The 24,880-nt window shown below is 43.4% G+C and carries 29 protein-coding genes and 1 pseudogene; 25 read left to right on the forward strand and 5 right to left on the reverse strand.

Going from position 1 to position 24,880, the window contains the following annotated elements; genetic code table 11:
- Positions 1 to 16 precede the first annotated feature (16 nt).
- From QUB44_RS09925 to QUB44_RS10035, 23 genes are all read left to right on the forward strand, one after another.
- Positions 17 to 409: a hypothetical protein gene (locus QUB44_RS09925; protein ID WP_333366188.1), complete on the forward strand. Its 393-nt coding sequence runs from the start codon at positions 17 to 19 to the stop codon at positions 407 to 409.
- A gap of 175 nt (positions 410 to 584) precedes the next feature.
- A complete protein-coding gene (locus QUB44_RS09930) occupies positions 585 to 968 on the forward strand; it encodes a hypothetical protein (protein WP_333366192.1) in 384 nt (127 codons plus the stop codon).
- Between the two features lie 115 nt (positions 969 to 1,083).
- Complete coding sequence (locus tag QUB44_RS09935; RefSeq protein WP_333366195.1) at positions 1,084 to 1,449, forward strand: hypothetical protein; 366 nt, start codon at positions 1,084 to 1,086, stop codon at positions 1,447 to 1,449.
- A 499-nt stretch (positions 1,450 to 1,948) separates the two neighbouring features.
- Positions 1,949 to 2,242 (forward strand): hypothetical protein, encoded by a 294-nt coding sequence (locus QUB44_RS09940; protein WP_333366198.1) that lies wholly within the window; start codon positions 1,949 to 1,951, stop codon positions 2,240 to 2,242.
- Between the two features lie 216 nt (positions 2,243 to 2,458).
- Positions 2,459 to 2,902 (forward strand): hypothetical protein, encoded by a 444-nt coding sequence (locus QUB44_RS09945; RefSeq protein WP_333366201.1) that lies wholly within the window; start codon positions 2,459 to 2,461, stop codon positions 2,900 to 2,902.
- A gap of 171 nt (positions 2,903 to 3,073) precedes the next feature.
- Positions 3,074 to 3,487 (forward strand): hypothetical protein, encoded by a 414-nt coding sequence (locus tag QUB44_RS09950; RefSeq protein ID WP_333366203.1) that lies wholly within the window; start codon positions 3,074 to 3,076, stop codon positions 3,485 to 3,487.
- A gap of 182 nt (positions 3,488 to 3,669) precedes the next feature.
- On the forward strand, positions 3,670 to 3,972 hold the full coding sequence (locus QUB44_RS09955) for a hypothetical protein (protein WP_333339364.1): 303 nt from the start codon (positions 3,670 to 3,672) through the stop codon (positions 3,970 to 3,972).
- A gap of 184 nt (positions 3,973 to 4,156) precedes the next feature.
- Positions 4,157 to 4,666, forward strand: coding sequence for a hypothetical protein (locus QUB44_RS09960; RefSeq protein ID WP_333339365.1), 510 nt, complete (start codon positions 4,157 to 4,159; stop codon positions 4,664 to 4,666).
- 87 nt (positions 4,667 to 4,753) lie between these two features.
- Entirely contained in the window at positions 4,754 to 6,193 is a 1,440-nt protein-coding gene (locus QUB44_RS09965) for a phospholipase D-like domain-containing protein (protein ID WP_333366207.1), read from the forward strand.
- 101 nt (positions 6,194 to 6,294) lie between these two features.
- Complete coding sequence (locus QUB44_RS09970; RefSeq protein WP_333366210.1) at positions 6,295 to 6,900, forward strand: alpha-ketoglutarate-dependent dioxygenase AlkB; 606 nt, start codon at positions 6,295 to 6,297, stop codon at positions 6,898 to 6,900.
- Between the two features lie 58 nt (positions 6,901 to 6,958).
- Positions 6,959 to 7,555 (forward strand): SLOG family protein, encoded by a 597-nt coding sequence (locus tag QUB44_RS09975; protein ID WP_333366213.1) that lies wholly within the window; start codon positions 6,959 to 6,961, stop codon positions 7,553 to 7,555.
- A 66-nt stretch (positions 7,556 to 7,621) separates the two neighbouring features.
- Positions 7,622 to 7,894: a hypothetical protein gene (locus QUB44_RS09980; RefSeq protein WP_333339380.1), complete on the forward strand. Its 273-nt coding sequence runs from the start codon at positions 7,622 to 7,624 to the stop codon at positions 7,892 to 7,894.
- Positions 7,895 to 7,995: 101 nt separating this feature from the next.
- On the forward strand, positions 7,996 to 8,478 hold the full coding sequence (locus QUB44_RS09985) for a hypothetical protein (protein ID WP_333366216.1): 483 nt from the start codon (positions 7,996 to 7,998) through the stop codon (positions 8,476 to 8,478).
- An 84-nt stretch (positions 8,479 to 8,562) separates the two neighbouring features.
- Entirely contained in the window at positions 8,563 to 9,018 is a 456-nt protein-coding gene (locus QUB44_RS09990; protein ID WP_333366218.1) for a hypothetical protein, read from the forward strand.
- Positions 9,019 to 9,093: 75 nt separating this feature from the next.
- Positions 9,094 to 9,552 (forward strand): hypothetical protein, encoded by a 459-nt coding sequence (locus QUB44_RS09995; protein WP_333366220.1) that lies wholly within the window; start codon positions 9,094 to 9,096, stop codon positions 9,550 to 9,552.
- 189 nt (positions 9,553 to 9,741) lie between these two features.
- Positions 9,742 to 10,467 carry a hypothetical protein gene (locus QUB44_RS10000; protein ID WP_333174065.1) on the forward strand — a complete coding sequence of 242 codons (726 nt, stop codon included), beginning with the start codon at positions 9,742 to 9,744 and terminating at the stop codon, positions 10,465 to 10,467.
- A gap of 123 nt (positions 10,468 to 10,590) precedes the next feature.
- The gene (locus QUB44_RS10005; protein WP_333366222.1) at positions 10,591 to 10,965 is read left to right on the forward strand and encodes a hypothetical protein; all 375 of its coding nucleotides are present in this window, start codon (positions 10,591 to 10,593) and stop codon (positions 10,963 to 10,965) included.
- A 73-nt stretch (positions 10,966 to 11,038) separates the two neighbouring features.
- The gene (locus tag QUB44_RS10010; RefSeq protein WP_333366224.1) at positions 11,039 to 11,944 is read left to right on the forward strand and encodes a DUF5131 family protein; all 906 of its coding nucleotides are present in this window, start codon (positions 11,039 to 11,041) and stop codon (positions 11,942 to 11,944) included.
- 453 nt (positions 11,945 to 12,397) lie between these two features.
- Positions 12,398 to 12,757: a hypothetical protein gene (locus QUB44_RS10015; protein WP_333339396.1), complete on the forward strand. Its 360-nt coding sequence runs from the start codon at positions 12,398 to 12,400 to the stop codon at positions 12,755 to 12,757.
- A gap of 49 nt (positions 12,758 to 12,806) precedes the next feature.
- Positions 12,807 to 13,127 carry a hypothetical protein gene (locus QUB44_RS10020; RefSeq protein WP_333339399.1) on the forward strand — a complete coding sequence of 107 codons (321 nt, stop codon included), beginning with the start codon at positions 12,807 to 12,809 and terminating at the stop codon, positions 13,125 to 13,127.
- A gap of 29 nt (positions 13,128 to 13,156) precedes the next feature.
- Positions 13,157 to 13,408: a hypothetical protein gene (locus QUB44_RS10025; protein ID WP_333366228.1), complete on the forward strand. Its 252-nt coding sequence runs from the start codon at positions 13,157 to 13,159 to the stop codon at positions 13,406 to 13,408.
- Positions 13,409 to 13,498: 90 nt separating this feature from the next.
- Positions 13,499 to 13,858 (forward strand): hypothetical protein, encoded by a 360-nt coding sequence (locus QUB44_RS10030; protein ID WP_333339405.1) that lies wholly within the window; start codon positions 13,499 to 13,501, stop codon positions 13,856 to 13,858.
- A gap of 32 nt (positions 13,859 to 13,890) precedes the next feature.
- On the forward strand, positions 13,891 to 14,250 hold the full coding sequence (locus tag QUB44_RS10035) for a hypothetical protein (protein WP_333339407.1): 360 nt from the start codon (positions 13,891 to 13,893) through the stop codon (positions 14,248 to 14,250).
- A gap of 182 nt (positions 14,251 to 14,432) precedes the next feature.
- Here the strand turns inward: QUB44_RS10035 and QUB44_RS10040 are convergent, their stop codons facing one another.
- From QUB44_RS10040 to QUB44_RS10055, 5 genes and pseudogenes are all read right to left on the reverse strand, one after another.
- The gene (locus QUB44_RS10040; RefSeq protein WP_333339410.1) at positions 14,433 to 15,344 is read right to left on the reverse strand and encodes a vitamin K epoxide reductase family protein; all 912 of its coding nucleotides are present in this window, start codon (positions 15,342 to 15,344) and stop codon (positions 14,433 to 14,435) included.
- 70 nt (positions 15,345 to 15,414) lie between these two features.
- Positions 15,415 to 17,391, reverse strand: a complete 1,977-nt coding sequence (locus tag QUB44_RS10045) for a heavy metal translocating P-type ATPase (protein WP_333339412.1) — start codon at positions 17,389 to 17,391, stop codon at positions 15,415 to 15,417.
- A gap of 188 nt (positions 17,392 to 17,579) precedes the next feature.
- A pseudogene (locus tag QUB44_RS31120) lies at positions 17,580 to 17,867 on the reverse strand (transposase); the annotation flags it as partial.
- 197 nt (positions 17,868 to 18,064) lie between these two features.
- Complete coding sequence (locus tag QUB44_RS10050; RefSeq protein WP_333224264.1) at positions 18,065 to 18,655, reverse strand: cation transporter; 591 nt, start codon at positions 18,653 to 18,655, stop codon at positions 18,065 to 18,067.
- Positions 18,656 to 18,699: 44 nt separating this feature from the next.
- Positions 18,700 to 19,044, reverse strand: coding sequence for a metalloregulator ArsR/SmtB family transcription factor (locus QUB44_RS10055; protein ID WP_333151755.1), 345 nt, complete (start codon positions 19,042 to 19,044; stop codon positions 18,700 to 18,702).
- Between the two features lie 684 nt (positions 19,045 to 19,728).
- Here QUB44_RS10055 and QUB44_RS10060 point away from each other — a divergent pair.
- Both QUB44_RS10060 and QUB44_RS10065 read left to right on the forward strand, forming a co-directional pair.
- The gene (locus tag QUB44_RS10060; protein ID WP_445299883.1) at positions 19,729 to 21,687 is read left to right on the forward strand and encodes an efflux RND transporter periplasmic adaptor subunit; all 1,959 of its coding nucleotides are present in this window, start codon (positions 19,729 to 19,731) and stop codon (positions 21,685 to 21,687) included.
- Between the two features lie 65 nt (positions 21,688 to 21,752).
- A complete protein-coding gene (locus QUB44_RS10065) occupies positions 21,753 to 24,878 on the forward strand; it encodes an efflux RND transporter permease subunit (protein ID WP_333366233.1) in 3,126 nt (1,041 codons plus the stop codon).
- Positions 24,879 to 24,880: the final 2 nt, after the last annotated feature.

Below are 24,880 nucleotides of genomic sequence, written 5' to 3' on the forward strand. Positions count from 1 at the left end.
GCTTTGCGGTAAGGACATGAGTTTTTACCCAGCGAGTTTTGACATGACGTTAGTTACAGTTACAGAAACAGGAAAGAAGGTAGTCGCCCCAATTTCCCGCCCACACTGGTCTGAGTTTGATTTGCCAATTGGTCAGGATTTGGTTTGGCGAGGCGGTGTCTATATTTGTGTGGATGGTAGGAAAAAATATTATTTTTCTTGCGAACTCCCGCTTTGTGTCAACGGCGATCGCATCCAGGTGGGTTTTGCTTATTTCACTGTCTGCGGGATAGTTAGAGTTAAGTCGATCGTTCCTTCAGCAACAATTGCTCAATATTTTGAGTATATTGTGGAAACTGAACAAGGAACTGAAGAAAAACTTCTGTCCTGGGAAATCGACAACCGTGATTTTCTTAGTATTTTCTGGTAACTTCTAGCAGAAACAGGAACCCTTCAGCTATGCGGTTCCTGTTTTCCATTCCAATGCTCATGTAACGGTCATGTAACGGTCATGCGCTACAGGTACAGGTTATGTGTGAGTTGAAGTGAAGAAAGAGAAATAAGAATACTTCGTTTGGGGGAACTGATGTTATTCCCCAAACGAAATGGAAAACTTATTACTGTTTGACTGGATTGTGAAAAACAATTTCCCGGAAGCAGATTTTTGGCTGATTAATAAAAGTAGCAAACATAAATTAGGTGAGCCAGTTAAAGAATTTCAGCCTTACCTCACAGGCATCAAATGTCCAGTTTTAGTTTTGCCAGATTACGGTTTCTATCTGTGTCTGCATCTTCAACAGCAAGGATTGTGGCAAGAATATTCCCAAGGCTCACTCAATCTTCAGCATCTTCGTCTCAAATACGTCAAAGAAGTTTTTCGATCGATTGGTAATCAGCACAGGATTCAACATCAAGCTCGTTTCAAGTCGTTTGTTCTATCTCCTGTGTCTGCAAACTCTATAGCATTTCCTCATCCTCATTCTGCTTAGTTACAGAAGCAAACACTCTTCATCAAAGAAACAAAATTAAAAACTGTTTCCAAGGTTATTAGTGTTTTGCTTCGCTATGAAGTGTGGAGTTAGTTCTTTACTTAGAAACTTAATCATGGACAAAATCAATTTTGCAGGTGTTGAAGGTGAAGTTATCGAAACATCACCGCATGGCAGTTACGTTGTAGTAAAATTGAGCGATCGAATCACCATTGTCGGCACAACCAATAATCAATTCAATTGGCAAGAAATGCCCGATGCTGCTTCAGGATTTGAATCTTTCATCACGTACATAGGCATACGATCGAAAACTGAGGCTACTACATATCTAAGTTTGGTAGCTACAGTTGGCGGTTACACACTCCCGAAAGAAGCCGAACCGAGAAAAGCTAAACGGATTAAAGATTTCCCGTTTGAAATTAAAATACGCGGGTTAAGTCCTGAGTTTGTTGCTGAAGTAATTCGCTGCCAGAAAAAGTAGCTAATACTAAACGTAAGTTTCTCTTCACTACTTCTTGATGAAGAGAAACTTACACTATCCAATTCACACAATTCAAATGACTGACAAAATAGTTTACGACTTAATCCAACGGTTTGAAGTTATTGACGGTATACCTCATTTACTTCATAGCCAAATCAACAGTATCGAAGGCGGGACAAGTTTGTTTTCGTAGCTTGCGGGTCGCGTAGCGACATCGCAGAATCTTGGATAGCAAAGAATACCAAATTAGTGCAGTTCAATAAGCAGCAATACGTGGCTTACAAAAATAAAGGGGATAAAAGATACCAATTGGTGCTAACTCCTCGACTCAGTTTTCTTCAAGTATCATTTCCGTCTAATTTAAGTGGTAAAGTCCAATTTGTGACAGAGCCAGATGCACTATTTCCTTACGCACTCAGGGTGGCGATCGACAACAAAGACAATCTCATTCAACTCTTACAAGATATTTTCACGCTATAAGTAACAGGAGAACAGAAACATGATTCAGGTTGATTCACAAACAGAACAAACAACTCTACGCCTACGTGATGCCTTCCGAGTGCTCGCATGGGAGGTGTTTGAGACAAATCCTCAGATTCGTGAAGACTTAAACCAGCGTTACACCAGATTCTACAGTCGCTGGAGAAACAGCAAGATTCGATCGATGGATCTAACTGAACTTACTCTATTAGCAACAGAAAGAGGTTTCTCAGTCGAACAACTGTTGATTATCAGAGAATGTTACTACTCGATCACACAACCTTATCCATCAGAAATGTTTCTTGACGATTAACCGTTGACCTAAATTGATGATGGCGAGTTTATCTTTCCATCATCAACATCGTTTCATTTTCATCGATCGAAAGAAAAGAACCTACAGAAAGTTATCTATGAGGTGCGCTTCGCGGTAAGGAAATGCTCCTTACTGGTGACTAGCATGAAACGACTAAAGAAACAGATCCCAAACCTTGAGCTTTTTCGCGATTACTGCCGTAGCTTAGTAACGCTAATGAAGCCTAGCTACTCAACGCTGACTACTCGGCGACTAGAACTTTGGCTTTTTAACGAAGTACATCTAGGCAACGGCACAGTAAAACCAGCTTACTTTGACGATCGGCTTTATAACTTCTCCCAACGAGTCTATCCCGGCAGCAACATAGGCTTACTCACCTATCACGGATCTGAGAGAGGAGGCAGCAGTGGCTTGATCCGACCTCACAAAGATCACGGCTACGCAATGCCTCACACAGTAAGCATCAACCTTGGCGAAGCTGAATTTGCGATCGATGGCAAGCTTCATAAACTCAATGATGGCGACATCTGCGAATTTAACTGCAAGCTTACCCATTCAGTACCACGAATCCTTACCCCTGAACGCTTTTCCCTGGTACTTTGGACTTTGAACGAGAAGAAAGGCTACAAATCGCAAATGATAGAGCCGATCGAATGGTAGATAAAGGCTGGATAGAAACACATTCTATCCAGCCTTTGTTACTTTCAACAATCAATTCAATTGAAAGAACCTACAGTAGTTTTTCTGTTAGGGTCGCTTCGCGATAGGGAAATGAGATAGGCTTTCTGCTTATTTCCAAAATCACTGTACATTACACCAAAGGAATTTATCATGGCTATCGTTTTCATGTCCAAGACTGCCAAAAAGCGTAGTTTGTTGCTTGATGCGCTTCGTATTCTTGCCTGGGAAGAATACAAATCTACCAACAAAGAATCACTGAAAGATCTCCAGTATGGCGGTTATGCAGTGTTTGATGCTGAATGGAAAGATGAGAAACTTCATGACATGACGTATGAAGAACTTATCGCTTTCGCCAAAAGTTTAGAGTTTACCGAGGTAGAATTGTTAAGCATTCGATCGACCTATTATGCAAAGAAGAACAATTCTTCTGGTGCTACTACGAGTGCTACTTCTACGGCTACGGCTAGTGCTACTCCTACTCGGAAAGTCAACGATTCATCGGCTAATAGCAATGTTTCTGTTCCTGTTCCTGACGAAGAATTTGATGTTGGCGATTTGTTTTAGCGTGAGTTAGTTCATCAGCCAATGGTAAGATTAAGTTAAATATTTTTGATTCTTTTCGATCGAAAGTATTTGACTTAATCTACTAATCGCTGAATGAAGAAACAATGGTAAAGTTAAGCATTTTGTAGGGCTTCGCCTTAAGGGATTGAGTTAGATTTCTGTACTTTACTTAGAGGTTTATCATGGCTATCAATATCTTGACCAAATCAGAAAAAGAAGCATCCAATTTGAGAGATGCAATTCGTATCTTGGCTTGGAGTCAGTTCAAAGCTGAGAATGATACCGATCTCAAAGGCTTAGATTTGTATGACGTTTTCAAGCGTGACTGGGAAGGTTACAAGATTCATACAATGCTTCTGCCAGAAATCCATACGTTTGTTAGCGACCTTGGATATACGCCAGATGAATTGATGCAGATTCGTACTGAATATTATGCAAACAAGAAGGAGTACAACAACAACAACAATAGAACTGATGAGTTCTAATCAAGTAAGTTAGTACCGATCGATACCACAGAAAAGCCTCAATATCCGTCATGGATGTTGGGGCTTTCAAATTAAAAGAAATGGAAAGAGAAAGAGCGAGGTGAATTTTTTTAGTGAGGGCGCTTCGCGATAAGGGAGTGAGCTGTAGTTAATGCAGCTCACTGTCGTTATTTAGGTATTTCTCATGGCTAACTTAGTTGAAACAATGGTATCTATCGTTATTGCTGGTGAATTAGCAGCGCTTGGTTTGTTAGGCGCTACTGGATTGATTGGTTATGCCAAAGTCACAGCAGCCCATGTCCAGTTAGTTCAGACAGCGAAGCAAAGCAGATATGACGCAATTGTTAATTATGGTCAAGTAAGAAGCGTTGCAGTTTTCACAGGCGAGAACGCAGCAATCGCAGAGTGTTTAGGTGGAGTTTGTGGAGAGAAAATCTCCTTGCCCAGCGGAGTCAAGATTGAATCAACTTTTAGAGGCATTGATGCGAGAGTTGCAGGCAGAGCTGGCAGCAATGTAGCAACTTTGATTAGTTGGAGTAGCGAAACCAACAGCGGAATTGGTGGTAGCTACGGTCAGCATGGAACAATCACATTCAGCCATCCCTGGTCAAGAAAGAAGTTTTGTTTGGTTAGAGGCGGAGCTTTGGGCAATCAAGGCGAAGTCGTCATCAAAACTGACAAGGATTGTAGATAGCAATGTTCAAGTACAAGAAAATCTCTAGCACAAGCTAGAGATTTTTTTTTAGACCCACGTAAATATTACTCATCAACCCAAAATATCATGAACAAGAAAATCGTCGCTTTAGCACTTTTAATTGTCGCTGGTTTCGTTTCCTGCAATCAATTCATGAAACCAAAACCAACAGAAGAAATTTCCGCAGCTCCAGTCATCAAAGCATTGCCTCAAGATCCATCACTTCAGGTTTATTTCAATCAATCTCAAACTTCTAGCTACACTGAGCCATATCGTCAGGTCACGCGATCGGGTCATGATTTGGAACAGCTCATGGTCTATTCCATCAACAGTGCTCGCGAGAGTGTCGATGTCGCAGTTCAGGAACTTCGCTTGCCTCGCATAGCGCAAGCTCTAGCGCATCGCCATCGCTCAGGTATCAAAGTTCGGTTGATTATCGAAAATCTGTACAATCGTCCCGTCGCTCTTTCTCCCTCACAGGTGAGAGCATTGCCCAAGCGAGAGCACGATCGCTATGCAGAGCTAGTTAGCCTTGCAGATACCGATAAAGACGGTTCTCTCTCCGATGCCGAAATCTCCAGCGGTGATGCTCTGGCGATCGTCCGTGAAGCAGGAATCCCCATGATTGACGATACCGCTGACGGCAGCAAAGGCAGCGGATTGATGCACCACAAGTTCATTGTCATTGATGGCAAAACTCTCATCGTCACTTCAGCGAATTTCACAACCAGCGATATTCACGGCGATTTCAAGAGCGTCGAAAGTCGGGGCAATCCCAACAATCTGCTGAAAATGCAAAGCCCGGAGCTGGCAAAAGTTTTCAGTGAAGAGTTCAGTCAGATGTGGGGAGACGGCCCTGGCGGAAAGCCAGACAGTAAGTTTGGTGTCAAGAAAGCGATTCGTTCGTTAGCTAGCGGGGCGCGAAGCGCCATCGCCAGAGTTTCTGTTGGCGGTGCAACTGTCGCAGTTCAGTTCTCGCCAGCGACCGCGAAAACTCCCTGGCAGCAAACACCGAACGGATTAATCGATCGGACTTTAGCCAATTCATCCAAGTCCGTCAATCTGGCGCTGTTTGTCTTTTCTGCCCAGCAGTTGGCAGATACACTGGGAGCTAAATCCCAGACTGGAGTAGGTATCAGAGCTTTGGTTGATTCGAGTTTTGTCTACCGTCCTTACAGTGAAGCGATGGACATGATGGGCGCTAGCCTACTGGAAGGTTGCAAGTTGGAAGTCGAAAACCGTCTCTGGAGTCAACCACTAGCGACAGTCGGGATGCCGAAACTTCCTCTAGGCGATCGACTGCACCACAAGTTCGGTGTTGTTGATGGAACCAAAGTCATCACCGGTTCTCACAACTGGAGTGAAGCCGCCAACCGAGCGAATGATGAAACTTTGTTGGTGATTGAAAGTGCCACGGTCGGCACTCACTTTGAGCAAGAGTTCGATCGAGTCTATCAAGGCGCAATTCTGGGTCTACCCCAGCGCATCAAGCAGAAAATGGATTCACGCAAATCTGAATGCAAATAGAAGAGTCTCCAGCCCTCGCTGGAGATTTTTTTTTAAAGCGATCGAAGATAACCAAAAGCGCTTCGCGTTAAGGATTTGATTTTTCCTATCTGGAATCAACCATGCTGCACCTCAAAAAGTATTTCTCTGTTCAGGAACAACACAATCTCGTTGACATGACCCGAAATATAGCCAAAGTCAATGGCGGGATGACAATTCCCGTGATGCCTACGGGTCAAAAGTTCAACTGTAGCCAAACCAGTTGCGGAATAGTTGGCTGGCTGTCCGATCGCAAAGGCTATCGTTATTCATCCATCAATCCAGTAAATAATCAGCCGTTCGCAGCAATGCCGACAGAGTTGATAGACATTGCTCAAAGTTTAGCCAAATTAGTTGGTGAGTTTGATTACCAGCCCGAAACCTGTCTAATCAACTTTTATCCAGCCACCGCCAAAAGTAAGTTAGGTTTGCATCAAGATAATACCGAGCGCAACCTCAAACCCTGCATCATTTCAATATCTCTCGGTGACGATTGCAGTTTTGTTGTCGGCAGCAACCGCAATCGGAAAGATCCACTCGAAGGCATTTTATTACGATCGGGCGATGTCCTTATCCTCCACGGTGACAGCCGTTTAGCTTATCACGGAGTCCAAAGAATTCTACCAAAAACGTCAGATTTACTCAAAAATAACGGTCGATTAAACTTGACAATTCGACAAGTTTATTAGCCACATAAATAAGTAATGCTTCGCCATGAGTTTTTGATTCTTTTTCAGATAAACACTCATGGCAGCAAGCAAAATTCCAGCGTTACTTCAACGTGTCGATCGAACTCTCAATCGCGAAACTCAGTACACTTTTGAGGAACCATTTGAACCGAAAGAGTACCACACAGCAATGATAACCGGGCATCGTTGGTTTGAGTACGACATTAAAGTTGACAAACTTATCACAATGGCACTCAATCAAGGTGTGAGTAAATTCTTGTGTGGAATGGCACTCGGGACCGACCAAATTGCAGCCGAGATTTTAGTTCGGCGTAAACTGAAATGGACAGCCGTAATTCCTTGCGCTGATCAACACAAACTTTGGAAACCACATCAACAAAGCCGTTACAAAAGATTACTGGAACAAGCTACAGAACAGAGATGCCTTTACCAGACTTATAGCACTGGTGTTATGCACGCTCGAAATCAGTGGATGGTGAGCCGATCGGACATTTGCCTAGCTGTTTTCTCTGGTGATCCTAGCGGTGTTGGCGGTGGAACTGCCTCAACTTTCAAGATGGCCCGCAATCGCAATCTCCTCATTTATCAGTACATCCCTGCTGAATCTCGGTTCGTAATCATTGAACCCGCTTATCAACAATTGTCACTTTTCTAGCTATTGGGCCATATTCCCCTTAAAAAGGGGGATTGTTCAAAATCACACACTTACCAACGCAAAATCATGAAGAAAAAAGTAATCATGACCCACATTCATGCTCGAATCACGAAACTAGCGAAGGGTGCGATCGAACGTGGAGACATTCTCAGTTGCGATCGCATCTCCGACGGCTCTTACTTAATCAAGCGTTCTGTTCCCGATACAAATGACGGCAAACCACAAACCACCAAATATACTACCGTCGCTGCTGCTAGTCTCCTTTATCTTCTCAATTCCTATGCTTTAGCCAATCCCACATCAGAAACAGTAGCAGAAACAGAAACAGAAACAGTTTAAAAGCTCCAGAAATCAAAAACAAAAGTACCCCTCGTGAAGGCTTCGCCGGGGGGTACTGATTCTCTATCACTCTGTCAAGCAATCTGTCAAAGGTAACAAATATGTCCATCCAATCTTCCACTCTATCACAAACTGTTCAAGAATTAGCAATCGATTCTAATCTTGATTGTGAAACTGTTGAGACTCTAATTCCTAAAAAAGCAGCAGACCAGATGCTTCTAGAAGCGATCGGCAAACTTATCAATCTGAATGAAATCGTCGATCGGCTTCAGGCGTTGGATTGTCAGCAGTGCAGTTTATTCACGCCTAATCAAGTTAAGTTTGCTTTCCTCAAATGGATTGAGAATCATCTTGAGTCGATCGAACTCCAACCTGAATGGTATCTGAGCAAGGATTTCAAGCATTTCGATCGACATCTACCGTTTGATGAGTTACAAGATGCCATCGAACGAGAGTTTGATGTTGAAGCTGTTTATCAAGAAATCGGTGATGCTCATGAAGCTGGATTATTCGATAACTCTAGTCTTGAAGATCAGTTTACTGGCACTGCACAACAAGCAGCAGCAGATGCTTTAACTTGGTAGCTAAATAGTCAACAAAAAAAGCGGTTAGCGTAGGACTACCCGCTTTTAAATTCAGTTTCAGGTATTTCACACAACAATTCTAACATGAAACATCTCAAAAGACTTGCTGAACTTCGCAATCAAATTGAAAGATTAAAAGCTGAAGCTGATGCGATCGAACCTGATGCAATCCTGGAAGGGTTTGACATAATTGAATCCAACAACTCTCGCAAAAACGTAGTCTATAACGACGACAATGCGAAAATCGTTATCCAGCTACGAACTCGCTACGATGACAAAAACCTTAGTGTCGTTCGGTTAGATGAGGATATGGTCCGTGAATACGAAAAAGTCTGTCGATCGAACGCAACCGCCATCGCCAACAGTGAATCTTACCTCAACGATATCAAAGAAATGCTTACAGAAGCAGAAACAAAACATGAAGCGCTTCTCACTTCTCCGTATTTAGAAACGTTACGGAAACAGCGGGCGATCGCAATCAATAAAACTGAGCATAAAGTGCCAGGATTAGCGGTTTATGTTCATTACCTAAAGCGTTAAAATAAACCTAAAGCGATAGTATTCATTAAATAAAATGCTTCGCTTTAGGTTGTTGATTCTTTCGTAAATTCTAAAATGACAACAATCACAATCAATGAATCCAGTTTTCAGGTAGAACCCTTTGTCCGCTACAAAGAAAATCGAGTCAAAGGACACTTTAGTTTACAAAGTCAAGAATTTTCTTCGCTGAATATGGCAATCGTAAAGATTAAGAGCCGAACCTTAACACTCGATTCGGTACTTGCCTCTTTACCAGTAAATGAAATTTGGGGATTTGTCGTCAATGATTCGGGCGGAACACTTTCAACTGTGCTTACGTTAAAGCGTGATTTACCACCGATCGAACCTGGCAAAATCTATAAATTAGATTTTCTGCCATTCAAGACTGACCTAGGGAAAGGGTTCACGGTAAACGCTTTTCCTCGCAATCCTGTTAATGCTATCGAAAAGTATGCTTTAGAAGTTGCTGACGATATTCTAAACTCTGAGATAGATTTCTGTCAGGATGAAAGATTGAATGAAATGCGAGTCTAACTTGGCAGTTTGTCAGTGGTTTGCGTAATAGCAAGGCAATGGCAACCTGCGGTAAACTTAATAGATATACCCAAAGCAATCGTAATGCTTCGCTTTGAGGTTTTGATTCTTTTTTACCATTGGTAGAAACAGAAACAGAAACCAAAACCAAAACAGAAACTCATCTCCAACTTAGTCAGAACTAAAATCATGAACGTAATAATGATGGACGGATTTGCATTCAGAATTCCTGGTATCGCTAGCCGATATCGCGCATCTTGCGGTAAAGATTTCGGTTGCTTCGTAACAGGCGATACCAAAGGCATGAATGTCAGTAAAGCTGAAAAAGCGGGCTTGACCCGTGGTGACTTTGTTGAGATGGCAATTTGTGCGATCGATAACAAAACGCTGACATTTGAACCTCATTACATCAATGAGCAATTTACCGAAGTCTGGGGTATCCCAGTCGCAGGTGAGATGAAAACCTTCTTCCATGAGAAATGCAGTGAACTCTCAACTTTCTTGATTCATCGCCAGTCTCAGGACAGGATGAAGGGTTTGATAGAAGTGTTCAGTCGATCGGCTTTTAATTCCTGGGTTGAGGAGGGGATGCAGGGCGACCACAACGAATATGCGAGGAGCAAAGCTTCGGAAGCTTATTTCTCCAATATTTTTCGATTTCAACTGACCCTTACAGAGGGTAAACATGGGCCGTTCCACTATGTGGCAACGACGCTTCGCCCTCCTTCCAGCGCTCTTGATGAAGCAGCTCTGAAAGTTGTCCGTCAGATTCACGAAATGAAACAATCCGGGATAGATTACTGTAGCGACCCTCGCTTAGTTGAAAATCAGCAGATGTGCTTGGGCGGTGCAACAGTTCCAGTTGCAGACCTTGCTGTTCCAGTAACAGAGACTAAGCAGCTCAAAGGTAAATAATTCTTAAAATTGGGGAGGACACGATTTTTCTGAAGTGTTGTTTTTCCCAATTTTAATTGTTTACGATCGCAACTTACGAGCTGACCCAATTAACTCGCTCTTCTGTCAAAGAAAGGTAATCTGATGCTGAAAACAATCAAAATAACTAGCACAACAGGCAATCAAGAACACATTGCCAAACTCTTCAAGGAATATGTGATAGATGTTCTGAAAAAAGCTGTAGCTGTTGCCGAAGAAAACGGTCAAGAATTTTTGCCTGAATTTCAAAAGTCTGACTGGGAATGGGTCACAGATTCTTCTCCCGCTGAATTAGTCGAAACAGTATCTTGGGCTTGGCACATTCGATGCGCTACGCGCCCGCAAGCTACGAATGGCAACGGAACCGATGGCGATTGCACTATCTACCTCAAGTCTGAGCAAGCCATCCGCAGCCACACCTCAGAAAGATTGCTTGAAGGTAATGCCGTCTATGACCTGGATATCACTGTAACTAGCTAGTTTCTCATTTCTCTACATACACACGCGCACGTTAATTATCACGCGCGCGTGATTACCCCAACATCTAAAACACATGAGCAATATTCAGTGGACTGGCATCACGGCTAATCCCATCCATTTGGTCAAAGCCGATGGCAGACACGGCGGACACTGGTGTCATAAAATCAGTCCAGGATGCCTTCATTGTTATGCCGAAACAATGAATCTAAGTAACTACTTCATCTTTGCCAGTGGCTTAGCCTACAGCGGGACAGTTCCTGTCAACATGGTTTTCTCCTCAGTCATCATGGAGAAGCTGGTGAAAATGAAGAAAGGTGAGAGAATTTTCATCTTCTCCATGACTGATTGCTTCGGGGATTGGGTCAGTAATGATTGGCTGGATTTAGCTTTTGCTTATATGGTGATAGCGTCCCAGCACACCTTCCAAATTCTGACAAAACGCCCGGAGCGGATGCCGGACTATTTTCGATCAGCAAAAGAACGAATCAGAAAAACTGTTGAGGATTTGAGACGGGAACTGAAATTACCCCCGGCAGAGTTTGTGTGGCCGATTCCGAATCTCTGGCTTGGCACGACGATCGAGAACCAAGACTGTACTAAAAGAATTCCTTACCTTTTAGAAACAGAATCAGTAATTTGGTTTCTGAGCTGTGAGCCTTTACTAGAACGGGTAAGCATTAAGAAGGAATGGCTAGATCAAATCGACCAAGTAATTATTGGGGGTGAATCCGGGCCCGGTGCGCGTCCCTGTCAACTTGACTGGATTCGATTCATGGTTAACCAATGTCAAAGTGCTAAAGACGTGGCGATATTTGTCAAACAACTTGGCTCTAATCCTCTTCTAACTGCCTGCTCTATCGAAGGAGTAGCAACTACTTACCAAAAACTGAAACTCAAAGACAAGAAAGGTGGGACGATCGATGAATTTCCCGAAGATTTAAGAATTCGTCAGTTTCCTATACTGACTCCTTCTTCCTAATGCTCTGCTGTCCGCTGCGGTGTCGGGTACGATGCCGTGAACCATTTAGAAGTCGAATGTGTTTGCGTTCCCTGCCATATCGATCGAGAACGCCAACGGAAACAAGAACCGCAATATCACAATCACACCCGGCAATCTAATGGCTTTTAAGTTCCGCGTTGCTAAAGTTTGCGGATTCAATAGCTGTGACTTTTACAGCGACTATAACCGCAACTACTCTCGTAGCTTGCGGGTCGCGTAGCGACATCGATTCACTTGATTTATGTCGAAACCACAGATAATTTGTGGGCTTACCGTAGTCTCTGCCATTTGGATGAAAAGCATAAAATCTGCTTAGAAAACCAAATGTCAGACTACGAGTTAAGTGTGATTCAAAAATGGTTACTAGAAAATTAGCTGGTTTTGCTTCGCTGTAAAGCGTAGCCGAAGGGTTTCAAATTTTGGACAAATAATATGGCAATTCGCATTCCTAAGAAAAATGAAAAGTTTCCTGAGCCTAAGCCTGAACCTGCCTCTACTTCTGATTCTGGGTTTAGTGCAGAATCAATGTTTAAGAACTTAGCCGCTAAAGTTCGCTGGGAAAAAGAACATATTAAGCCCGTTTTGGGGGACTTGTTCCTATCCTATGGCGACACCTGTTATATCTTCCTAACCTTTAGCTGTGACGAAGGCTATGTGGGAGAAGGTTATGGCTTTTACCACTCTCGCACAGAAGAATATGATGAGATTGGTCGGCGTTTGGCTAAGCTGTGGCCGATCGAACAGCTAACTGAAGAGAGAAAAGTAAATCATTACAGTCGTGGTGCTAGGTAGCCCATAAGTAATGCTTCGCTGTAGGGTAGTGATTTCTAGAAACAGTAATATGTCACTACCCTATCTCACAAAAATCGACGATTCCAATCATTCTTTCATCCATCCTTCAGCCATCCAATACGAGCGACCAGCGGTAAGATTAGCTAATCGACTACGTTGGGATAGATTGAATATTGAACCAGAGCTAAAAAGACTTTTTCGCTATTACCGTAACACCTGTTCTCTTGCGGACAGAACCCAGGGATTTGAATCTGCTAAGTCTCCCGAAACTTATGCTGAAATTGGTGAATTGTTAGCCAAGATGTGGTCGATCGATCAACTTACAGAAGTCAAACAACTGAATTATTACAGTCGTAGTGCTTCGCTGTAGAGGGGTAGTGTTTAGCTAATCGTTGACCAATGAACATTCAGACTTTAGAATTTTTGGGACAAAACACCCAGCAACAGTATCAAAAACTAACAGCGAAAGCTTTGTTTGAGATGGAATATATTGAGCCATATTTAGGCTCAATATTATTCCCTTATTACAGCCACTACTGCGTTATCTCGGTACTCAGCATTAACTATTCTCACTACCGATTTGGATTTTATGATAGCGGTAGTCATGCCGATCGATACGATCGAATTGCCATGCTTCTTAAAAGAATCTAAAAACTCATCACAAAAATTGACTGTTACATCGTGCTCATATAACAGTCAATTAAATCACAATAGCAAGTCAATTAATTATACCCTAAATCTATGCAAGTATTTCTCACCGGAACCGAAAGACTTGAGAAAATGAACGAGGAAATGTGGACGAAAATTCACAATATCATGAAGCTCAATGCTACAATTTTAATCGGGAATTATCGCGGTTTTGATCAGTTAGCATTAACATTTTTAAATGTTTTGGAATATCCTAACGTTAAAGTTTATGAAGCGGGAAGCGATATAGGTTTTGGATATCCAATCATTGATGCAGGTCGATATCCACGTCAAGATATCCTAATGAATCGATCGGCAGATTATATGTTGGCAGTTCATGACGGTCTTAGTTATGGAGTTAAAGCTAACTTGAGACGGATGCCAGAAAATCGTATTCGCATTATCCGAGTTTAGCTTCCACGCTCATTAACCAAACAGGAACTCGAATGAAAGTATTTTTTACAGGGCCCGACCATCTAGAAATAATCCATCCTCAAGTCAGTTTGAGAATCTGCAAAGTAATTGACCTCAATGCCGAAATCTTGATTGGAAACTTTAGCGACTTTGACGAAATTGCTTTAGGAATCTTATTTATTTTAGAATATCATAAAGTTACCGTTTATCAAAGTGTAAACAAGGATAATCTGGGGTATCCGATCGTCAATGTCGGTCAATATCCCGCTCAAGATATTGCTATGAGCGCAGAAGCCGATTTTATGCTTGCCGTTTGCGACGATAAAAGCCCCAGAGTTGCTGCCAATCTCCAACGAATGCCCGAAAATCGTATTCGTCTCATCCGACTTTAGTTCCTCTCACAATCAACAGTTTCTGTTCCTGAAAAAGTAACAAACTATAATCGATCGCCCATTAGCTACAACCGCACGATTACCATAAATATAAAATTGTGTATTTTTTCATACCTTAAACCGAGATGCGTGCGATCGACTATGATGAGGTCGATCGCCAAAAATCACTCTTGTCAACGTTCCTAATTAGAAAGGTTTCTAAATTCGCGAGTTCCCTGATAACCTGATAAATCAGCTAACTCCTGCAAAGATTTTTGCCCTGAGTAAAACTTACCATTAATTTCCCAAGTAGGAGTACCCTGAATCTTGGCAGCTTCGCAAAGATCGCGACGAGCATTTTTCCCTTGCGGATTGCACTCGATATAATTGATAATGCGAGCCGCTTCTTTGCCAAAACTTTCCTTCTGCATCTGACAGTGATCGCAGGTAAAAGAACCGTACATTTTAGCTCCCACTCTTTTTAAATGCTGCGCTAAAGCAATTTCTGAAGTACCAGAGGATGTTGTAGTATTCATACTTGTTTCCTTAGCTGTACCGAGATTATTGACATCGGCATAAAGAGCCAGAGAGGAAATCAGCACTAACATAGATACCAGAATCCCTATAAAAAATAGTTGCCCGATATCATCCCATTCACGACCGATTAATGCTAAGACAAACAAGCTAGTTGCAAACAAAGCAGAAGCAATACAGTAAATACAAGCTGCTTTAATATCAACAGCCAGTACATACATCAGATAGCCGCTGAAAATCGTCATAGCTGTGCTACCAGCAAACAGAAATAAGCCCGTCCAAGACTCTAACTTAGAGCGGAGACTCTTCTGTTCTGCTGGATTAACAAGTAGGGGAGCTACGGCAAAAACTATCATGCTCAAGTAGCCCAAAAAACCGAACAAAGAAAGAGGCAAACCAAAGACATAGGCATAGGGACTCGAAAGCACGATATCGCAGCCTTCGATCGGACAAACTGCCGTCCCGTTGGATAACTTGACCACTGTTAGATAAGCAGTAATCGCAGCCCCTATCGAGGCAATTCCTGCCGTGATGGGACGAGAATAGCGGTGAATCCAAGGCTGAGAACGTTGACGACGCATAGTATATTTGACCTCAAAATGTATGTTTCAATTGTGGCGTAAGTTCGGCAATGCCCGCCCAGCGAACACTCTATTTCAAAACTCTAGTCGCATTGAAAATTGCTGCTAAAGCGACCCCAACATCGGCAAAAACGGCCTCCCACATTGTAGCTAACCCAAAAGCACCAAAAGCAATAAATATGCCTTTGACTAACATGGCAAAAATGATATTTTGCCAAACAATATTGTGAGTTTTTCGGGCAATCTGGATAGCTTCAGCCACCTTGGACGGTGCATCTGCCATAATTACAACATCGGCAGTTTCGATCGCTGCATCGGAGCCCAAACCCCCCATCGCTATGCCCACATCAGCCCTAGCAAGCACGGGTGCATCATTAATTCCATCCCCCACAAAGACAATTTTCTCGCCTTTTTTAGATTGACCGATCAGTTTTTCGATCGCCTCTACTTTTCCTTCGGGTAATAACTCGGCTAAATAGGAATCTAAACCGAGCTTTTTCGCAACACTCTCAGCTACAGCTTGATTATCTCCTGTTAGCATCACGATTCGCTCGACACCTAATTTTTTGAGGTCGCGAATAGCCTGTACTGCGTCTTCCTTAAGCTCGTCAGCAATCAAAATATACCCAGCGTAGCGGTTGTCTACCGCTAAATGAACGATCGTACCTTCAGCATTGCAGACATCGTGAGCAATGTTTTCTCGGTGCAGCAAACGGTCATTTCCCGCAAGCACAATTTGATTATTTAATTTTGCTCGAATCCCGTGTCCCGCTATTTCTTCGTAATCTTTCACATCCGATGAATCTATCTTTCCGCCGTAAGCTTCTATAATAGATTTCGCGACGGGGTGATTTGATTGAGATTCTACTTTAGCAGCTATTGCCATCAACTCAGATTGTGAAAAACCCTTCTGAGGCACAATTTGTGCTACTTTAAAAACTCCTTTTGTCAAAGTTCCTGTTTTGTCTAAAACAACTGTCTTGACTGCTGTGAGGGTATCTAAAAAAGTCGAGCCTTTAACCAAAATACCGCGCTTGGCTGCACCGCCAATTCCCCCAAAGTATCCCAAAGGAATGCTGATCACCAATCCGCAAGGGCAGGAAATAACTAACAAGACTAGGGCGCGGTAAACCCATAAAAATCTATCTGCATTAGTTGCTCCTGAAATGAACAAAGGCGGAATTAAAGCTACTGCTAGCGATGCAAATACTACAAACGGTGTGTAGTAACTAGCAAATTTGGTGATAAATTTCTCAGTTTCAGCTTTTTTGCTTCTGGCATTTTCTACTAATTCCAGAATTCGGGAGATTGAAGATTCACCAAAGAGTTTGGTAACTTTGACGGTGAGAACTCCTGTCTGGTTAATAGTTCCTGCTAAAACTGTTTCTCCAACTTTCACGGTTCGAGGTACTGATTCTCCAGTTAGTGCAGATGTGTCAATCTGAGAATTGCCGTCTATAATTTCACCGTCTAAGGGAATTTTTTCTCCCGGTTTGACAAGGATGATCTCGCCGACGGCTACGGTTTCTGGCGCAACTTTTTTGATTTCGCCATTTGCTTTGAGGTTGGCGCTGTCTGGACGAATTTCTAAAAGCGATCGGATCGATTGACGCGATCGCCCAACGGCAAATTCTTGAAAAAGTTCTCCTATTTTGAAAAACAACATCACCCCGACTGCTTCAGGGAGTTTGTGAATAGCGACAGCGCCGAGTGTTGCTATAGTCATTAAGAAATTTTCATCAAACACTCTGCCTCGCAGAATGTTGCGACCCGCACTGGTTAAAACATTCCATCCGCTTAAAAGATAGGCTGGGATGAAAACCAGATATTCACCTATACAATAGGGCGTGTTGTGCAGTTTTTCTTCAAAAATTAAACCGCCGACAAATAGTACAACAACCAATATCACAGGAATCAATTCTTGCTTCAGGTTAAAATCTCCGTTCCCCTGGCCGTGGCTGTGGTTCTGGTTATGATTCTCATGACTGAGATCGGGGCGATCGTCGTGACTACAGCAGCCGGAATCCGAGGTTTTTGGATTGTTCATGATGTCTCCTAGGTTGAAAATACAGTTAACTTATGAACATATATTCATACTATATCTCCAAAGCTAACAATTTGGTAAATTATTGAGTTAAAAATTTGGCTGCTAGTTAGCTCAAGTTTGCGGTCACAAGTTGCGATCGAGAGTAAGAATTATTATCGTTTTGCTCATGTTAAGTAAAAATTATTGACTCATATTATTTGCTTGCCTGTGTCACATCCCATTGCTTGGTTTACCATTGCTGCATTTTTGACGCTTTGACTATCCACGATGGCTTCAGACGGACTCACCGCTCGGTTGTGGCTAACTTTAACCCAGGCTCTAAGTCGGTCATGTAGTCTCAGCAAAGTTCCGTCTTTACGCCAGGTGTAGAAGTAGCGATAGACGCTCTGCCAAAGTGGGAAGTCTCCCGATAAGTCACGCCAAGTACAGCCTTGGGTTAACAGGTAAAAGATTGCATTCACGACATTCCCCACCTCAACCTTGGGTGACGATCCCTAGATGTTGGAGGTGAAATAAAAGGTTCAATCAACTCCCATTGTTCCAAAGTAAAGTTGCTGAAGTACACTTTACTCATAGCTATTTTTGGTACTGTTTCTATGTCTCGGCGATGAAAAAACTAAAACGAAGCGAGAAACGTTCAAATCGTTGCTGCAAAACCTGTTAAGCAATATTACTACAGCCGTTGTTGCTTCATTCTGTCGCGTTGTGCATCTCGAATAATACTGATTCCACCCCAAACGACTAGACTTGCGATTCCAAATCCAACAATTAAATCGGGAAACCGAGAATTAAATAGAGTGACTAGGAAACCTGCGACGATCACACTAAAATTTGCAATTACATCATTCTGCGTAAATATCCAACTTGCCCGCATATGTACCTCACCCTTACGATGCTTTGAGAGAAGGTACAAACCATAACTGTTAGCAATCAGCGCCAAAAAAGCCATTGCCATCATCCAGCCTGATTCCGGTGAACTTCCCCAAACAAACCGTCGAATCACATCGACGACAACCATCACGGCTAACGTGATCTGAAAAATACCACTTAGAGTCGCTGCACGATTCTTGTGATGCGCCGATTTGCCAACTGCATACAGCGACATCGTGTAAACTGAAGCATCTGCAAACATATCTAATGAGTCTGCAACTAAGGCAGTTGAATCCGCTAAAACTCCTGCCACAATTCCGACGACAAACATTGTGCCATTGATAAGTAACAGAATTCGCAACGTTTTACGCTCGGCTGCGTTCTTGGCTTCCATGTGACATCCACAGTCTGACATCCTGCCTCCTGTTTAGCTTGTTGTTATTCGTTCTCTGAGCAGTTGTAGCGGGTACATTCATAAACTCCTTTTGCTACATCAGCCAGTAACTCTTCGACCATTTCCAAAATCTCAGCAACTCGTGCATCGGCGAGTTGATAACTGGTGTACCGTCCTTGCTGCAGGGTGTTTACCAGACCGCAATCACGGAGACAGCCCAAGTGGTTTGAGGTGTTAGATTGCGATAGCCCGGTTGCTTCAACAATTTCACTCACGGTCATTGGACGCGATCGCAGCACGTCCAAAATCGCCAATCGTGATGGATCGGAAAACCCACGAAAGAGTTTTGCTTTCAAGCGAGTGGACTGGGATTGAGCAGAGACAATCATATGCTTAGCTTCAATACAAAGCTCTTTTATATCATCATATCAGCAACTAATGATATGTCAACACCTGAAAGCTTATTTATACCCTTATATGAGCAGCGTCGCAGTTCCCACATCCGCTATTGCCCAAGCCGGAGCATCGTTAATCCCATCTCCCAGCATCGCTACAATTTTCCCTGGTGCTTGCAGTGTTTAGATTTGAGCTGCTTTTGGGTCTAGTCCAACTTCAGCAAAAACGCGCTGGATACCAGCAGAAGGGGCCATCGACTCAACTCATGCCTTGGAGTTTGACTGTGAGGTGATCCATATATGCACTCTGAAATTGGGAATGGGTAATATTCTGACTTCTGTCTTCAAGCGCCTGGATAGCCAACAGATGCGCTCGCTTTCCTAACTTGATTTTCCGGTGGCACAGTTTGAATTGTCCTCAATTTCGTCTTGAGATCGGCTTCAACATTGGCATTTTAGCAGCCCGTAGGCATCTGGGCTGCTGAAGCGAAATTTCATCCTAATTTCATTTGACTGTGAAATACTAGGTTGAATAGAGCATTTCTAGCTCTTGGTCATTGCTTATCGGTCGCTTATGGGAAAATGCTAATAAGTAACTTTACCTAATGGGTGTCACTTACTTACCTTGGCAAAATACCAACCGTTAAACCTGGGGCACTCAACCTGATTTCAAGGACAATGCCAACGATGATATTCCACAAGTATGTTCAATCTCCGGCAATTATTAGCAGTTTTTCTGGAATTTTGTTCAGCATAATTTTGCTAAGTTCTCCTGTCGCTGTTTTTGCCCACGCTGGCCACGGAGATGAATTTAAGCATAGCGACGAAACAACTGAAACTCCTGTTGCTATTTCTGTCGATGCCGAAACAGCAAAACGATTAGGAATTAAAGTTTCCCCTGCCGCTCGACAGCGACTAGATATCGGCATCAAAACCACCGGACAAATAGAAACTTTGCCCAACGAAAAAGTAGAAGTTACGGCTCCTGTTGGTGGGAAAGTAGTAGAGTTGCTGGTTAAACCTGGGGACAAAGTATCAAAAGGTCAACCGCTTGCGGTTTTATCGAGTTCAGAATTAGGACAGTTGCGGGTTGAATCTCTCTCGAAACGTGCCGAAGCTGAGGCGGATTTGCAGCAAGCGGAAGGCGATCTCAAACTAGCACGAGAAAATTACGATCGCCTCGTGAAAATAGCTGAAGCTGAAATAGCACAAGCCAGAACTCAATTAGTAGCAACTACCCAACAGTACCAAAAAGAGCAAGAATTAGTAAATAAACGCTCTGTTGTCAAAGTTGCTAAAGAAAATTATCAGCGTCAGATTGAAATATCGCAAGCTGAGATCGCCAGAGCCGAAACAGAACTGACTGTGGCTAAAGAACAGTTCGATCGCGACAAAGAATTAGTGGCATCTGGGGCGATCGCGCGGCGCACAATGCTGGAATCGCAAGCCCGCTTCGCCGAAGCACAAGCCGCTGTTGCTAAGGCAAAAAGCCGTCCTGAAGTTATCAAAGCCCAAACCGAAATTAAACAAGCCGAAGTAGACCTGCCGATGCGGGAGTTGCGGGAATCTCAAGGCACAGTAGCAGAAGCAAAAGCTCAACTTACCAGATCTCTGAGCCGCCGGGAAGTTCTAGAAGCCGAGAACCAACTCAAACGCGGCAAAACTGCCGTCGAAGTCGCTCAGTCGCGCATTCGCTTGGCTGACGCAGCCTATCAAGCGCGACTCCAACAATTAGGAACTGTTGCCAACGATCGAGGACTCGTTACCGTAGTTGCTCCGATTGCCGGGACGGTAGCCGATCGCGAAATCACCCCCGGAGAGTCAGTAAACGCTGAAAAACCGTTAATGAGTCTGTTAAATGACAGCCGCGTTTTTGCCACAGCCAATATTTACGAAAAAGACCTGAATCAAGTAAAACAGGGTCAGGAAGTCAGGGTAAAAGTCGCTAATTTACCCGATCGCATTTTTAAGGGAAAAATCACTTTCATTGGGTCATCCGTGTCAGGAGAAACGCGGGTTGTGCTGGTAAAAGCAGAAGTAGATAATATTAACGGCGAATTAAAGCCCGGACTGTTTGCGGAGTTGGAGATTTTAACCGACAAAACTGCCACAAATATTTTAGCAATTCCGAGTTCGGCGGTAGTAGATGTTAGCGGTAAAAAAACCGTTTACGTCCAAAATGGCAATGCTTATCAAGCTGTTGAAATTGAACAAGGTCAAACGGCCGGAGATTTAGTTGAAGTTAAGACCGGTTTATTCGAGGGAGATTTGATAGTAACGCAGCGAGCACCTCAACTTTACGCACAATCTTTGCGGGGCGGTAGCGATAAACACTCAGAAGACGAGGAAAAGAAAGAGGCAACTCCAAAGGCAACAGAGGTTAATTTTAATAATTTACCCGTGTCTTTATGGTGGGCGGGAATAGGGGGAGGAATTGCGATCGCATCCCTGACTTTCACAGCCGGCGTGTTGTGGGGAAATCGACGTAAATTGCCAGCAATGGCAGCGGATTCAGGAAACCATGCCGCAAATAATGGTTTTTCCGCCTCTGCACCGGCGTTGGACACTGAACTGGTGTTACACAATGACAACCATCACGTTAAAACTCAAGAGGAAGAAGTCAAGAGTTTGAAGTAAACAATTGCGTGAATATAGCAATTTAGTTGGCAAAAGTATGTATCTATTAACTCCAAGCTAATAAAATGTTCAGCACAATTCTTAGATGGGTCATAAACCGCCGGTGGCTAGTCGTTGTGGCCACCATTATTGTTAGTCTTTGGACATTTTCTATCATTCCCCAAATGTCGCTGGATGTCTTTCCGCCTTTCGCACCGCCACAGGTGGAAATTCAGACGGAAGCGCCAGGGCTCGCGCCGGAAGAAATCGAGTCTTTGGTAACACTACCGATCGAAAGTGCGATTAACGGAACTCCTGGGGTAACAGCAGTGCGATCGGCTTCTGCTGTGGGCCTTTCTGCTGTTAAAGTTATCTTTGATTGGCAAACTGACATTTATCAAGCGCGCCAGTTGATAACAGAAAGGTTGCAGCAAGCTCAAAGCAAACTCCCGGCTGGGGTAGAAACACCGCAAATTTCTCCGACAACTTCACCTGTTGGTCTGGTGATTACCTATGCTTTTACCTCGGAAACTACTCCTTTGATGGAAGTGCGCCGTCTGGTTGACTGGCAAATCACAAATCGCCTTTTAGGCGTGACTGGCGTTGCCCAAGTCATGGCTTACGGTGGCGAGCAGAAGCAATATCAAGTATTAGTAGAACCTGCCAAGTTAAAAGCTTTTAATGTGTCGTTGCAGCAAGTTGCCGAAGCGACAGCGGCTGCGAATGTTAACGCGCCGGGGGGGTATTTAATTACGCCGGATAAAGAAACTTTAATCCGGGGGGTGGGGCGGATTGAGTCTGTGGAAGATTTGCAGCAATCTGCGATCGCATCTCGGCAAGGAACAGTCGTCAGAATTGGTGATGTCGCTGATGTCAAGGTTGGTGCTGCTATCAAGCGGGGCGACGGCAGCTTTAACGGCAAAAAAGCTGTGATTGTGATGGTAAACAGACAGCCCGTTGCTGATACTCCAGCGGTAACGAAAGCGGTTGAGGCAGCAATGGCTGAGGTGAAAGAAGCTCTGCCAAAAGATATTAAAGTTACTGTGACTTTCCGACAGGAAGAATATATTAATTCCTCGGTGGAGAATGTGCGCTCGGCTTTAGTTGAAGGCAGTATTATCGTCACCCTTATTCTCATCCCGTTTTTGATGAATTGGCGCACTCTCGGGGTTGTTTTGTTGGATTTCTTTCTGACTTGGCTGTTCGCGCTGCTGGCGATGTATTGGCTGGGGCTGGGGCTGAATACGATGACTTTGGGGGGTTTGTCGGTGGCGATCGGTACTGCGATCGACGATGCTATTGTATATGCGGAAAATACCTACCGCAACTTGAGAGAAAATACGTCTTCTCTTCATCCTCGTCCGGTGATGGATGTGATTTTTGATGGCAGTCAGGAGGTGCGCGATTCTTTAATTGGAGCGACTGTTATTGGGATTGTGGTGTTTTCGCCAATTTTTAGTTTACCCGGTATAGAAGGTCGAGTTTTTACGCCGATGGGGATTACTTATTTGGTAGTTGTGGTAATTTCTAGTCTGGAATCGCTGTTCATATCTCCGGCTCTTTGCGCTATTTTGTTGCCTACCAAACGCATGAGTGGTAAAGAACCTTGGTTACCGAGATTTTGCAAGCACATTTATCATTATTGTATCAGAATTTCAATGCGTTATTCGTGGATTATTTTAGCTTTAGCTGCTGCTAGCATGGTGGCTGCATTAATTATTTTGCCTTCGTTTGGACGGGTGTTTTTGCCGGAGTTTCAGGAGCAAACTTTGGTGAATACTATTCAGCTTTATCCGGGAGTGTCTTTGGAGACAACAGATAGCGCAGCTTTTGCTATTGAAGATGCACTTAAGAATGATACCAGGTTTGAATACGTGCAAGTGCGATCGGGCAGAGCTCCGGGTGATGCTGATGCTGCGGGAGTCAATTTAGCTCACATTGATATCGGTTTGAGCGAGGAGGGCATGAAAAATAGACCAAAAACTTTGGAGGCGCTGCGGCAGGAATTTGCTAAATTGCCGGGAGTTGCACCAAATATCGGCGGTTTTATTTCTCACCGGATGGATGAGGTTTTATCTGGTGTCAGAAGTCAGATTGCTGTCAAAATCTTTGGCCCGGATTTGGATCAGCTTCGCATCCTCGGTGCCAAAGTTGAAGAGCAAATGAAAACTGTTCAAGGGATTGTAGACTTGCAACTCGAACCGCAGGTGCCAGTGCAGCAGATTCAAATTAAGTTTAACCGCCAAGCTGCGGGTAGATACGGTTTAAAAATCGGGGAGCTTTCTGAAATAATTGAGACAGCTTTAAACGGCAAAGTTGTTTCTCAAGTTTTGGAAGTGCAACAAACTTTTGACTTAGTTGTTTGGTTGCAGCCTGAAGCCCGCAATAACTTAGAAACTATTCAGAATTTGTTGGTTGATACTCCAAGTGGCAATAAAATTCCCCTCGCCCAAGTTGCGACTGTCAAATACGGTACGGGTCCAAATACGATTAACCGCGAGAATGTTTCCCGGTTGATTGTGGCAGCGGCTAATGCTAAAGGTAGGGATTTGCGAGCAGTTGTGAATGAAATTCAAGCTAAAGTAAAACGAGAAGTAGAGTTGCCTTTTGGCTATTTTATCCAGTACGGCGGTCAATTTGAAGCAGAACAAAGAGCTTCGCAAAATATTATGATATTTAGTGCGATCTCCTTTCTTGTAATAACAGTATTAATGTATATTTCGGTCAAGTCAATTCCTTCAACTGCTATGATTATGATTAATTTGCCACTCGGATTAGTGGGAGGAGTAATCGCGGTAGCTTTGACGGGTGGCATCATCTCTGTAGCTTCCCTGGTTGGCTTTGTTACATTATTTGGCGTTGCCACCCGCAACGGTTTGCTTTTAGTAGACAACTACAACACTAAATTGGCAGAGGGAATGCCTTTTAAGGAAGCAATTATTAAAGGCTCGATGGAACGGCTTAATGCTATTTTGATGACAGCTTCAACTTCAGCTTTAGGTTTAGCACCTTTAGCATTAGAAGGCGGCGCGGGAAAAGAAATCCTGCAACCTTTGTCAATAGTAGTTTTAGGCGGATTGTTTACTTCTACAGCCTTAACGTTGCTGGTGTTACCAGCGTTGTACGCCAAGTTTGGAAGATTCTTAGTGCCTAAACAAACACCGCCCGTTTCGGATAACGGGAAGGTAGTTCAAGCCGTTTTTGAGAAGTGATT

The organism is Microcoleus sp. AT3-D2, from assembly GCF_036705715.1.
Lineage (GTDB): Bacteria > Cyanobacteriota > Cyanobacteriia > Cyanobacteriales > Microcoleaceae > Microcoleus.

What these genes read in the sequence shown, in the direction of transcription:
- QUB44_RS09925 (WP_333366188.1), top strand. Translation starts at nt 17, where the DNA reads ATGAGTTTTTACCCAGCGAGTTTTGACATGACGTTAGTTACAGTTACA.
- QUB44_RS09930 (WP_333366192.1), top strand. Translation starts at nt 585, where the DNA reads ATGGAAAACTTATTACTGTTTGACTGGATTGTGAAAAACAATTTCCCG.
- QUB44_RS09935 (WP_333366195.1), top strand. Translation starts at nt 1,084, where the DNA reads ATGGACAAAATCAATTTTGCAGGTGTTGAAGGTGAAGTTATCGAAACA.
- QUB44_RS09940 (WP_333366198.1), top strand. Translation starts at nt 1,949, where the DNA reads ATGATTCAGGTTGATTCACAAACAGAACAAACAACTCTACGCCTACGT.
- QUB44_RS09945 (WP_333366201.1), top strand. Translation starts at nt 2,459, where the DNA reads ATGAAGCCTAGCTACTCAACGCTGACTACTCGGCGACTAGAACTTTGG.
- QUB44_RS09950 (WP_333366203.1), top strand. Translation starts at nt 3,074, where the DNA reads ATGGCTATCGTTTTCATGTCCAAGACTGCCAAAAAGCGTAGTTTGTTG.
- QUB44_RS09955 (WP_333339364.1), top strand. Translation starts at nt 3,670, where the DNA reads ATGGCTATCAATATCTTGACCAAATCAGAAAAAGAAGCATCCAATTTG.
- QUB44_RS09960 (WP_333339365.1), top strand. Translation starts at nt 4,157, where the DNA reads ATGGCTAACTTAGTTGAAACAATGGTATCTATCGTTATTGCTGGTGAA.
- QUB44_RS09965 (WP_333366207.1), top strand. Translation starts at nt 4,754, where the DNA reads ATGAACAAGAAAATCGTCGCTTTAGCACTTTTAATTGTCGCTGGTTTC.
- QUB44_RS09970 (WP_333366210.1), top strand. Translation starts at nt 6,295, where the DNA reads ATGCTGCACCTCAAAAAGTATTTCTCTGTTCAGGAACAACACAATCTC.
- QUB44_RS09975 (WP_333366213.1), top strand. Translation starts at nt 6,959, where the DNA reads ATGGCAGCAAGCAAAATTCCAGCGTTACTTCAACGTGTCGATCGAACT.
- QUB44_RS09980 (WP_333339380.1), top strand. Translation starts at nt 7,622, where the DNA reads ATGAAGAAAAAAGTAATCATGACCCACATTCATGCTCGAATCACGAAA.
- QUB44_RS09985 (WP_333366216.1), top strand. Translation starts at nt 7,996, where the DNA reads ATGTCCATCCAATCTTCCACTCTATCACAAACTGTTCAAGAATTAGCA.
- QUB44_RS09990 (WP_333366218.1), top strand. Translation starts at nt 8,563, where the DNA reads ATGAAACATCTCAAAAGACTTGCTGAACTTCGCAATCAAATTGAAAGA.
- QUB44_RS09995 (WP_333366220.1), top strand. Translation starts at nt 9,094, where the DNA reads ATGACAACAATCACAATCAATGAATCCAGTTTTCAGGTAGAACCCTTT.
- QUB44_RS10000 (WP_333174065.1), top strand. Translation starts at nt 9,742, where the DNA reads ATGAACGTAATAATGATGGACGGATTTGCATTCAGAATTCCTGGTATC.
- QUB44_RS10005 (WP_333366222.1), top strand. Translation starts at nt 10,591, where the DNA reads ATGCTGAAAACAATCAAAATAACTAGCACAACAGGCAATCAAGAACAC.
- QUB44_RS10010 (WP_333366224.1), top strand. Translation starts at nt 11,039, where the DNA reads ATGAGCAATATTCAGTGGACTGGCATCACGGCTAATCCCATCCATTTG.
- QUB44_RS10015 (WP_333339396.1), top strand. Translation starts at nt 12,398, where the DNA reads ATGGCAATTCGCATTCCTAAGAAAAATGAAAAGTTTCCTGAGCCTAAG.
- QUB44_RS10020 (WP_333339399.1), top strand. Translation starts at nt 12,807, where the DNA reads ATGTCACTACCCTATCTCACAAAAATCGACGATTCCAATCATTCTTTC.
- QUB44_RS10025 (WP_333366228.1), top strand. Translation starts at nt 13,157, where the DNA reads ATGAACATTCAGACTTTAGAATTTTTGGGACAAAACACCCAGCAACAG.
- QUB44_RS10030 (WP_333339405.1), top strand. Translation starts at nt 13,499, where the DNA reads ATGCAAGTATTTCTCACCGGAACCGAAAGACTTGAGAAAATGAACGAG.
- QUB44_RS10035 (WP_333339407.1), top strand. Translation starts at nt 13,891, where the DNA reads ATGAAAGTATTTTTTACAGGGCCCGACCATCTAGAAATAATCCATCCT.
- QUB44_RS10040 (WP_333339410.1), bottom strand. Translation starts at nt 15,344, where the DNA reads ATGCGTCGTCAACGTTCTCAGCCTTGGATTCACCGCTATTCTCGTCCC.
- QUB44_RS10045 (WP_333339412.1), bottom strand. Translation starts at nt 17,391, where the DNA reads ATGAACAATCCAAAAACCTCGGATTCCGGCTGCTGTAGTCACGACGAT.
- QUB44_RS10050 (WP_333224264.1), bottom strand. Translation starts at nt 18,655, where the DNA reads ATGGAAGCCAAGAACGCAGCCGAGCGTAAAACGTTGCGAATTCTGTTA.
- QUB44_RS10055 (WP_333151755.1), bottom strand. Translation starts at nt 19,044, where the DNA reads ATGATTGTCTCTGCTCAATCCCAGTCCACTCGCTTGAAAGCAAAACTC.
- QUB44_RS10060 (WP_445299883.1), top strand. Translation starts at nt 19,729, where the DNA reads ATGCCAACGATGATATTCCACAAGTATGTTCAATCTCCGGCAATTATT.
- QUB44_RS10065 (WP_333366233.1), top strand. Translation starts at nt 21,753, where the DNA reads ATGTTCAGCACAATTCTTAGATGGGTCATAAACCGCCGGTGGCTAGTC.